The sequence below is a fragment of the Pantoea sp. ICBG 1758 genome (genome assembly GCF_002928325.1).
Lineage (GTDB): Bacteria > Pseudomonadota > Gammaproteobacteria > Enterobacterales > Enterobacteriaceae > Pantoea > Pantoea eucrina.
This window is the reverse complement of record NZ_POWL01000004.1, coordinates 16,146-26,575: the sequence shown is the minus strand read 5'-3', so window position 1 is coordinate 26,575 and position 10,430 is coordinate 16,146. Positions and strand designations below refer to the sequence as shown.

Below are 10,430 nucleotides of genomic sequence, written 5' to 3'. Positions count from 1 at the left end.
CTCCCGACAGGTCGTCCCGTGTCTCCCTGTACCTGCTCTCCAGGCTGACTGAGTCAGCACGCTGTTTATCTGGCTGTTAAACGCGCAGCGATATAAAAAACGCGTAAAAATTTGCGCTCCCGGCGTAAAAATGGTGTGTAAATATTCACCACCCTCTCCCTGCCTGCGCCGAAAACCGCTATCTTCGCCGCTATAACTCCGGCGCTGAAGAGACCGCGCCTCTCTGTTAACCTGAGCAGGAAATTCATGAAACACCCGCACAAAGCCTCGCTGCCTGCCGGCATGCTGGCTGCTGCCGGTATCGTCTTTGGTGATATCGGGACCAGCCCGCTTTATACCCTGAAAGAGTGCCTGTCGATTCTGCCCGACGGCAGCGTCACACCGGCTGCCGTCATGGGCTTTTTATCGCTCATCTTCTGGGCGCTGACGCTGATTGTTACCCTGAAGTATGTCTGTTTCGTCATGCGCGCGGATGATGACGGAGAGGGAGGCATCCTGACGCTGATGGCGCTGGCGCGACGCGGCGTCAGCAGCAAAGCGGGGCACGCTGTGATGCTGGCCGGTCTCATCGGCGGCGCGTTCTTTTATGGTGACGGGGTGATCACCCCGGCGATTTCGGTGCTCTCCGCCATTGAAGGCATTGAAGTGGTTTCACCGGCGCTGGAGCGGTTTGTGGTCCCGCTGGCGCTGGTTATTCTGACGCTGCTGTTTGTCATTCAGCGCCAGGGCACTGAAAAGGTCAGCCGCATATTCGGGCCGGTAATGTTTGTCTGGTTTGCCGCCATTGCGCTGCTCGGCGTACGCGGCATTTTGCTTAACCCGCAGGTGCTTCAGGCGCTGAGTCCGCACTATGCGCTCGACTTTTTGCTGAGCCACTCTGCGCTGTCGCTGGCGGCGCTCGGCATGGTGGTGCTGGCCGTCACCGGTGCCGAGGCGCTCTATGCTGACATGGGGCATCTGGGTAAAACCCCTATCCGCCTCGCCTGGCTGGTTATCGCTATGCCGGCGCTGGTGCTTAACTATTTTGGTCAGGGCGCACTGGTGATGGCGAACAGCGCCGCGATCAGTAATCCTTTTTACCTGCTGGCGCCGGCGTGGGGGCAGATCCCGCTGATTGTGCTCTCGACGCTGGCAACGGTTATCGCCGCGCAGGCAGTGATTTCGGGCGTCTATACGCTGACGCATCAGGCGATACGGCAGGGCTTTCTGCCGCCGATGCGCATTATCTTTACCTCGCATACCGAGTCAGGTCAGATCTACATTCCGGTCGTGAACTGGCTGCTGTTTACCGCCGTGATGCTGGTGGTAGTGGCCTTTCGTGAGTCGTCGGCGCTCTCCTCTGCTTACGGCATTGTCGTGACCGGTACAATGGTGATCACCGCCGGGCTGGCAGGCGTGGTGGCGCAACGCAACTGGCGCTGGCCGCTGCCGCTGGCGGGGCTGTTCCTGCTGATGATGCTGTGCATCGACGTGCCGCTGTTTATCGCAAACCTGATGAAGCTGCTGTCAGGCGGCTGGATCCCGGTGCTGCTGGCGCTGACCATGATGGCGCTGATGCTTATCTGGAGCAGCGAGCGCAACCGGCTGATCCGGCGTCTCGACAGCAGTCAGGCCAGCCTGCTGGCGCTGGTCAGCTCGCTGGAAAAAAGCCCGCCCAGCCGCGTGGAGGGCACCGCCGTGTTTCTGGCGCGTAAAGAGTTTGAGATCCCGCAGGCGCTGCTGCACAACCTTAAACATAACCGCGTGCTGCACCGTCGCGTCGTGCTGCTGCATATCCGCACCGTCGACACGCCGCGCGTGCATAACCAGCAGCGTATAACGCTGACGCCGCTTTCCGCCTCCTTCTGGCAGGTCACTGCCGCCTATGGCTGGCGTGAAACGCCGTCGATGGCTGAGATCCTGCACCTGTGCGGGCTGGAGGGCTTTGGCTGCTCGGTCAATGAAGCGTCTTTCTTTACTTCCCACGACACGCTGGTGATGAAACAGCGTCGTGGTCTGGCGCGCCTGCGCGGCGGCATTTTTCACTTTTGCCAGCGCAATGCGCTGCGCGCTCATGAACAGTTTCATATCCCGCCCAACCGCGTCATTGAACTGGGTGGTCAGCGCGAGTTTTGATCGGGTAAGTGCACCAAAACACAGCATAAACCTGTAAGCAGATGCAACCAGGTTGCTGTAAGAGTGACAAAGTTGTGGCAGAATTTTTCTTAACAACTTATTAGCAATTAAAGCTAAACCAGACGGCGCGGCAGAGTGTTTAGTCACTCTGTCGCCCGCGCTTTTTAAGCCGGGCAGAAAAATGCATAACGAACCCATACCGTGCAATTCTCTCAGGAGCAGGCCTATGAAAGCGTTAATCAATGATGTTATCTCTATTTTTACCCCGCAGGATATTCAGCCGGTGCTGGTGCGTGCCGATCTGACGCCACAGCAGATCGCTTCGCTGCGCCCCACCAGCGTAACCAGCGTGAGCTGGGCAACCTCAATGGAAGATCTGACCGATGCGGTGGTTAAAAAGACGCTGGCTGCCGGGGCGGCGGGATATCATATCAGTGATGTGGAGTCGCATGAGCCGGCGCATGACGGGCACCCGGTGCTGGCGGCGAAAGCGACGCTCTATCACACCGGTGATGAGATTGCGCTAAACGGCTAACGCTCTGCGCCTGCTGAATAACCGGCGGGCGCAATTATCCGCACTTTTATTTGCTTTAAGTTCAGCCTGTGGTTATAAAGAATAACCGCGCAACAGAAGCGGTTATCCTGCTGATATTGACATTGCCTCTCCCGCCTTATTTGCTGCTTATTTAACCTGAATATAATTATGTAACTTAATTAATCCACGTAAATAGTTAAATAACTAAAAACAGGTTAATCTTTCCGTAACAATATTTTAATTTGCCATCCGAATTTTTAACGTTCATCTGCATTGAATAAAGAACAGGACTGGCATGAATCAGACCAAAAAAATTGTGTCCGCGCTTTCGCTGACCGCACTGCTTGTTTCTTCAGCGGTTCACGCTGAGAACGCACCAGAAAAAACCGACGTGCTGCTGATTGGCGGCGGGATCATGAGTGCCTCTCTGGGCACCTGGCTGCAGGAGCTGCAACCGGGCTGGAAACAGCTGATGGTTGAGCGTCTCGACGGCGTGGCGATGGAGTCGTCCAATGGCTGGAACAATGCCGGTACCGGTCACTCTGCTAACATGGAGCTGAACTACACGCCAGAGCGTGCAGACGGTTCAATCGACGTTAGCAAAGCGCTGGAGATCAACGAATCATTCATGATCACCCGCCAGTTCCTGACCAGCCAGGTTGAGCGCGGTGTGCTGCACGATCCGCGTTCGTTCATCAACTCTACGCCGCACATGAGCTTTGTCTGGGGTGATAAGAACGTTGAGTATCTGACTAAACGTTACGCCGCGCTGCAGAAAACCACCCTGTTCCAGGGCATGAAGTTCTCAACCGACCACAAGCAGATTGAGCAGTGGGCACCGCTGGTGATGGAAGGCCGCGATCCGGCACAGAAAGTTGCTGCGACCTGGACACCGGTCGGTACTGACGTCAACTACGGTGAAATTACCCGTCAGCTGATCGGCAGCCTGAAAAAAGATCAGAACTTCACGCTGGAAACGTCGTCTGAAGTGACCGATTTCAAACGTAACGGTGATAACTCCTGGCACGTCACGATTAAAGATGTGAAGAGCGGTAAAGATCGCAGCGTTGATGCGAAGTATGTCTTTATCGGTGCCGGCGGCGCGGCCATCAAGCTGCTGCAGAAAACCGGCATTCCGGAAGCGGATAATTACGGCGGTTTCCCGGTAGGCGGCTCATTCCTGATGACCGAAAACCCGGAGATCACCAGCCGTCACCTGCAGAAAGTGTATGGTCAGGCTTCCGTAGGTGCACCGCCGATGTCGGTTCCGCATATCGATGCGCGTAACCTCGACGGTAAAAAAGTGGTGCTGTTCGGGCCGTTCGCCACCTTCTCAACCAAATACCTGAAAAATGGTTCGCTGTTCGATCTGCTGAGCGCGACCACCACCAGCAACGTTATGCCGATGACCCACGTGGGCATCGATAACTTTGACCTGGTGAAATATCTGATTGGTCAGGTAATGCTGAACGATGACGACCGCTTTGCCGCGCTGAAAGAGTACTATCCGAACGCGCGTAAAGAGGACTGGAAACTGATCCAGGCGGGTCAGCGCGTACAGATCATCAAGAAAGATGCGGACAAAGGCGGCGTGCTGAAACTCGGTACAGAAATTGTCACCGATCAGCAGAAAACCGTTGCGGCCCTGCTGGGCGCGTCACCGGGTGCTTCAACCGCTGCGCCTATCACTCTGAACGTAATGAAATCGCTGTTCCCGCAGCAGTTTGCTTCACCGGAGTGGCAGGAAAAAATCCGTACTATCGTGCCGAGCTTTGGCCAGAAACTAAATGGCAATACCGCGCTGACGCAGCAGGTGTGGGATAACACCGCGTCTGTACTGCAGCTGACCAAACCACCTGTCATCAATATGAGCGAGCAGCAGGCCGCGCCGATGCAGGCTAAGCCGCGCGAAGAATCTGCTAAACAGGATATGGCGCTCTAATCGCGACCAGCCCTGAATCCCGAGCCGGACACTGTCCGGCTTTTTTTATGCCGGTAATCCGTTAGCGGAGCGCGCAAAATAGCTGTTGAGCAGTCGCCAGAGATAGTGCGCAGCGGGCGTCATGCGGTGATCGGCGCTGTGCAGCAGCTGACACTGACTCTCGCGCGCAATGCGGTGATCGAGCGGTATCGCGACCAGCCGATCGCAATCGTGAATGCTTCTCAGCGTCTGCGGCGTCATAAACGCCACGCCCTGCCCGGCCAGCGCCAGAGAAACGGCGCTGGTAAACAGGTTACAGCTACAGGCGGGCGTAAAGATGAGTCCTTCACTCCTGAACATGGCATTCAGATAGCGCTGGAGACCAAACTGCTCATCCATGCCGATGAGCCGGTGCTCAGCCAGCTGTGACAGCGTAACTTTATCCAGCGCGGCCAGCGGATGTGAGGGGGGCACGACCGCACAGATCGGACCGCGCCTGAAGCTGTTACAGCGGAGTCCGGGCGGGCCGGAGGGGCCAAAACTCACCGCCATATCCACCTCACCTTTTGCCAGCAGCGTCAGCGTGGTTTGCATATCTCCCGACTGAATATTCACAAAAACCGCCGGGTAAGCCTGAGAGAACTCGGCAATAACGTGACGGATCACTTCGTCTGCCATCCCCTGGCCCACGCGCAGCGTAACGCTGCCGCCGCGCATATGGCGCATATCCTGCAGCTGCCGCTCCAGCTGACGGCGGCGCTGACTGGTCAGCGCATAATCCTCTGCCAGCAGTTTACCCGCATCGGTCAGGACCACATTTCTGCCGCGTCGTTCCAGCAGCGGCAGCTGCAGCGCGCGCTCCAGCTGCGCCAGCTGGCGGCTGATGGCGGAAGCATTGACGCCCAGCGCATCTGCAGCGCGGCGGATCCCGCCGTGCATTCCGACCTCATACAGGTAGCTTATCGATTTTTCGGGATAGCTGGATAATGTCATACTTTCCGCTTATCTGTTGATCTGAGAGCAACAATAATAGCCAGCGCAGCTTATTTTTCTACCGTGTTTTTTCTGCGCATACTGCCTGTGCAAACCCGACAGACAGGAAAACTATAAAATGAAAGCGATTACTCTTTATCTGGAACAGCATGCCGCAGATATTCTGGCGGACATAAAAACGCTGGTGGCGGCTGAATCTCCCTCTGATGACAAATCTGCCGTTGACGCCTGCGGTGAAGTGCTGCAGCAGCTATTTCAGCAGCGTCTTAACGTGCGTGCGGAAATAACACCGCAGCAGCACTATGGTAATAACCTGAAATTTTCGCTGGGCGGACAAACGCCGCAGAGCACCATTATTGGCCATTTCGATACCGTCTGGAATAAAGGCGAGCTTACGCTGCGTGAAGAAGAGGGACGCCTGTACGGCCCCGGCATTCTCGATATGAAAGCGGGCCTGGTGCAGGCGATCTGGGCAGTACGCGCACTGCAGCAGCTTGATCTGCCAGGCTGGCAAAATGTGGTGTTTCTCTGCAACAGTGATGAGGAGCTGGGCAGCCCCGGTTCGCAGCAGTGGATTGAAACCCACGCCCGAGGCTCCGCCCAGGTATTTGTTGTCGAGCCAGCGGTAGCGGGCAGCGGCGCGCTGAAGGTCGCCCGCAAAGGCACCGGCCGCTATGACCTTACGCTGACCGGCCTGGCGGCGCACGCCGGCAACAATCCGGAAGAAGGTGCCAGCGCGGTGCAGGAGATGGCGCAGCAGATTCTGGCGCTGCACGCGCTCAACGCGCCCGAACGTGGCACTACGGTCAACGTCGGCGTTGCCAGCGGCGGCAGCCGGGCGAACGTGGTGGCGGATCGCGCGCGTCTGGAAGTGGATACGCGCGTCACCTCTGAAGAGGAGGCGGCCCGCCTGCACGCGGCAATTATGCAGCTCCAGCCGCATGACCCGCGCGTGACCCTGCATATCAGCGGTGAACAGGGGCGCCCGCCCATGCGCCAGAGCGCGGCATCACGCGCACTGTTTGCCCGCGCGGCGCACATCGGTCGTCAGCTGGGCCTGACGCTGGAAGGCGCCTCCGTGGGCGGCGGCAGCGACGGCAACTTTACCGCCGCACTCGGGCTGCCCACGCTGGATGGGCTGGGCGCCACCGGTGCCGGTATTCACGCGCGGCATGAGCATATTATTGTTGCGGAGGTGGTGCAGCGTACGGCGCTGCTGGCTGGCCTGCTGAGCGGAGAGACGCCATGACACAAATATCGCTGGAAAAACCGGACAGGGCTGTGCGCCAGCGGGAGGGCCTCAGCCCCTACCTGCTGCTGTTTATTATTCTGGCGCTGGCCGCCGTGGCGACCTGGATTATACCGGCGGGCGTCTACGATTATGAGACGCGCGACGGCATTAAGTTTGCCGTCAAAGAGAGTCTGCATGCGGTGCCGCAGAGCGGTGTGCTGCCGCTGGAGATCTTTATGGCGATCGCTGCGGGCATGGTTAAACAGGCCCCCATTATCTTTCTGATCCTGTTTACCGGAGGCGTACTGGCGGTAATCGAGAAAACCGGGGCGATAGCGACGGCTCTGCAGGCGCTGTCGCGCAGCAGCACGCTGAGTGATACGCGCATCATCATTATTTTCGCCGTGATTTTCTCGCTGCTCGGCACCACCGGCGTGGTCGTCAATGCGGTGGTCGCCTTTGTGCCGATCGGACTGCTGGTGGGGCGCTCACTCGGACTCTCCCCTATGCTTGGGGCCTCGCTGGTCTATCTGACCTGCGCCGCCGGATATAACGTCGCGATCCTGAATCCGGCCACCACCGGGCTGACGCAGCATCTGGCGCAGCTGCCGCTGTTCTCCGGCATGCTGCTGCGCGCCCTGACCTGCCTGCTGTTTGTGGTCAGCGCCGCGCTTTATCTGATCCACGCCGTGCGCCGTGCGCGTAAAAACGGTGAGTGCCGGCCCGCTATGTCTGCCGCTGCGGAGAGTATTGCTCCGGTAACCGGACGACATAAGCTGATTCTGGCGACCACGGCGCTGGCGCTGCTGCTCTTTATTGCCGGTACGGTGCGCTATCACTGGGGCACCCGTGAGATGTCAGCGATGTTTATTCTGCTGACTATTATCGTCGGACTGATGGGCCGTCTCTCAGGATCGGACATTGCCAACACCTTCCTGGCAGGCTGCGCCACGCTGGTCAAAGGGGCGTTTATCGTGGGGATGGCCGCTGCCATTTCACTCGTGCTGCAGCAGGGCAATGTCCTCGACCCGATCGTCGGATTTCTTTCCGATCTGCTGGAGCCGGTGCCCGCCTGGCTGGCAACGATTGGCATGTTTATCAGCGCCGCACTGATCCACTTTGGTATCTCATCCGGCTCGGGAGAATCGGCGCTTCTGATCCCTATTTTCTCACCGCTGGGCGATAACCTTGGCCTGACGCGTCAGGTGATGGTGCAGTCGGTACTGCTGGGTGAAGGGATCGTCAACTGTATGAGCCCGACGTCCGGCGTGCTGATGGCGGTGCTCGCCACGGCAGGCGTTTCATTCGGTCAGTGGCTGCGCTTTGTTGCCCCGGTCATCGCAATCTGGTTTGTGATCTGTGTGGTGATGCTGCTGACAGGGGTCGCTATCAACTGGGGGCCATTCTGACCCGACGCTTTTCAGGCAGCGCCGCCTGATACCAGGCGCTGCCGTATCCGGTGGCGGGGATCCGCTTATTTAGCGCGATCCTGTTTTCCCCGACGCCATATTGTTCTGGATCATCATTTATTTATTTATAAAAAGACGAACGTTAAAAATAGATATCAAGCTTCTGTGAGCCGTGACGATAGTAAATTGACGGCAGAGCATGCGTTCCGCCTCCCTCTGACCTGCATTTCATTATCTCACTAAAGGTGAATTTTATGGGCCTTGCTCACTCCCTCTCAAATATTAAAATCGGAAAGAAACTGGGAGCCGGTTTTATTATTGTGATAGCCGCCTCACTGGCAATCACTGTTATCGCATTTGATTGTTTTCGCAGCATTAAAGATAACTCAGCCCGGCGCACCGTGACGGTTGAGATGGTGAATACGCTCAGTAAAGCACGGCTGAATCGCACTCTGTATCAGTACACGAAAGATGAGCAGTTTGCCGTGCGGAACGTTGAGGCGCTGAAAGAATTTACCGCGCTTTATCAGCGTCTGGAAAGCTTTAGCTGGAACGCAGAGGGGCTGCAGAAAGTGAACCAGCTGGGTGAACTGATGCACAGCTATCAGGATCAGCGCGAAAAATTTATTGCCGCCGCTAAAGAAACCACCACGGCCTTCAGTGCAATTACGCCTGCCGCGCTGATTAAGCTGGCACATCAGCTGGAGTCGCTGAATCGCGGCCTGACGCCAGAGACCGCGCCGCCGGTTATGCAGCTTACGGCGACCCTCTACGATACCGCTAATATTGAAGAGAACTTCCTGAAAAATCCCGGCGAAACCAGCAGAGACGCCATAGCGGATAAATTTATCACCATCACCACCCTGACCGAACTGCTCGACAGTTTTAATCAGGGGGATATCACTACCGCAACGCAGGCCGTGCTGGCCGCGGTCAATCAGCAGCGCCCCGCCCTGGCGCCCTACCTGAACGCTTTTAACAGCGAGAAAAGTGAATCCATCATCCTGACGGGCGCGGCGGAGCGGCTGAATGCGGGCGTGGCAGATATGTTCAGCTATCAGTCGCAGCTTTCTGCCTCGTTTATCAAAGGCGCTGAGTGGCGCATCGCTATCGCTGCCGCGATCTGCGTGGTGCTGAGCCTGCTGATTGCCTGGCGCATTACGCGCAGCATTACGCACCCGCTGCGTGAAACGCTCAGCGCGGCGCAGCGCATTGCCGCAGGCGATCTGACCACGTCGCTGAAAACCACCCGTGGCGATGAGCTGGGAGAGCTGATGCAGGCGGTTGACAGCATGAACCATAGCCTGCAGACGATTATCGCTAACGTGCGCAGCGGCGTCAGCAGCGTGGCGCGCGCCTCCGCAGAGATTGCCGCCGGCAATACCGATCTCTCTTCCCGCACCGAGCAGCAGAGTGCTGCCGTGGTGCAGACCGCCGCGAGTATGGAACAGCTGACCTCTACGGTGAAGCAGAACGCTGAGAATGCGCATCACGCCAGCCAGCTGGCGGCCGACGCCTCCGGCAATGCTGGCCGCGGCGGCGAGATTGTTCGCGACGTGATCGCTACCATGAGCGGTATCAGTCAGAGCTCCGGTAAAATTGGTGAAATCATCAATGTCATCAACAGTATCTCGTTCCAGACCAATATCCTGGCGCTGAACGCAGCGGTTGAAGCGGCGCGGGCCGGAGAACAGGGACGCGGTTTTGCCGTGGTAGCGGGCGAAGTCAGAAACCTGGCGCAGCGCAGCTCCGTGGCGGCAAAAGAGATTGAGACGCTGATCCGCGAATCACTGGATCGCGTCAGCGACGGCTCAGCGCTGGTGGATCGTGCCGGTACGACAATGAATGATATTGTGCAGTCGGTGACGCAGGTGCGCGACATTATGGGTGAGATTGCCGCCGCCTCTGATGAACAGAACCGGGGCATCTCGCAGATTGCGCAGGCGATGTCGGAGATGGATACCACCACCCAGCAGAATGCGGCTCTCGTTGAGGAGTCTTCTGCCGCAGCAAGCTCGCTGGAGTCGCAGGCGATTGAACTGGAGAAAACCGTGGCCATCTTCCGTCTTTCCGCGGAACAGGAAAATGCCGCCCGGGTTGCTCCGAAGCCCGTGCTGACGCCGTCGCCGGCTAAACCCCGGCCTGTGTCCACAGCGGACGCCAGCTGGGAAAGCTTTTAACCTGCGCCGACCAGAAAAAAGCCCGTAAGCGGATAAACCAGCTTAC

The 10,430-nt window shown here is 57.7% G+C and carries 7 protein-coding genes; 6 read left to right on the top strand and 1 reads right to left on the bottom strand.

The window, feature by feature from the left end; all coding sequences use genetic code 11:
- Positions 1-246 precede the first annotated feature (246 nt).
- From kup to mqo, 3 genes are all read left to right on the top strand, one after another.
- Entirely contained in the window at positions 247-2,115 is a 1,869-nt protein-coding gene (kup, locus tag C1Y41_RS13960; protein WP_104085645.1) for a low affinity potassium transporter Kup, read from the top strand.
- A gap of 226 nt (positions 2,116-2,341) precedes the next feature.
- Positions 2,342-2,650, top strand: coding sequence for a DUF1471 domain-containing protein (locus C1Y41_RS13955; protein WP_040113505.1), 309 nt, complete (start codon positions 2,342-2,344; stop codon positions 2,648-2,650).
- Positions 2,651-2,945: 295 nt separating this feature from the next.
- A complete protein-coding gene (gene mqo, locus C1Y41_RS13950; RefSeq protein ID WP_040113506.1) occupies positions 2,946-4,592 on the top strand; it encodes a malate dehydrogenase (quinone) in 1,647 nt (548 codons plus the stop codon).
- Between the two features lie 45 nt (positions 4,593-4,637).
- Here the strand turns inward: mqo and C1Y41_RS13945 are convergent, their stop codons facing one another.
- Positions 4,638-5,564: a LysR family transcriptional regulator gene (locus C1Y41_RS13945; RefSeq protein WP_040113507.1), complete on the bottom strand. Its 927-nt coding sequence runs from the start codon at positions 5,562-5,564 to the stop codon at positions 4,638-4,640.
- A 118-nt stretch (positions 5,565-5,682) separates the two neighbouring features.
- Between C1Y41_RS13945 and C1Y41_RS13940 the strand changes: the two genes are divergently transcribed.
- The 3 genes from C1Y41_RS13940 to C1Y41_RS13930 all read left to right on the top strand — a co-directional run bounded on the left by C1Y41_RS13940 (position 5,683) and on the right by C1Y41_RS13930 (position 10,384).
- Positions 5,683-6,813, top strand: a complete 1,131-nt coding sequence (locus C1Y41_RS13940; RefSeq protein ID WP_071668348.1) for a M20 family metallopeptidase — start codon at positions 5,683-5,685, stop codon at positions 6,811-6,813.
- A complete protein-coding gene (locus tag C1Y41_RS13935; RefSeq protein ID WP_040113509.1) occupies positions 6,810-8,204 on the top strand; it encodes a YfcC family protein in 1,395 nt (464 codons plus the stop codon). Before C1Y41_RS13940 ends, C1Y41_RS13935 begins: the two co-directional genes overlap by 4 nt.
- A 254-nt stretch (positions 8,205-8,458) precedes the next feature.
- A complete protein-coding gene (locus tag C1Y41_RS13930) occupies positions 8,459-10,384 on the top strand; it encodes a methyl-accepting chemotaxis protein (protein ID WP_104085644.1) in 1,926 nt (641 codons plus the stop codon).
- Positions 10,385-10,430: the final 46 nt, after the last annotated feature.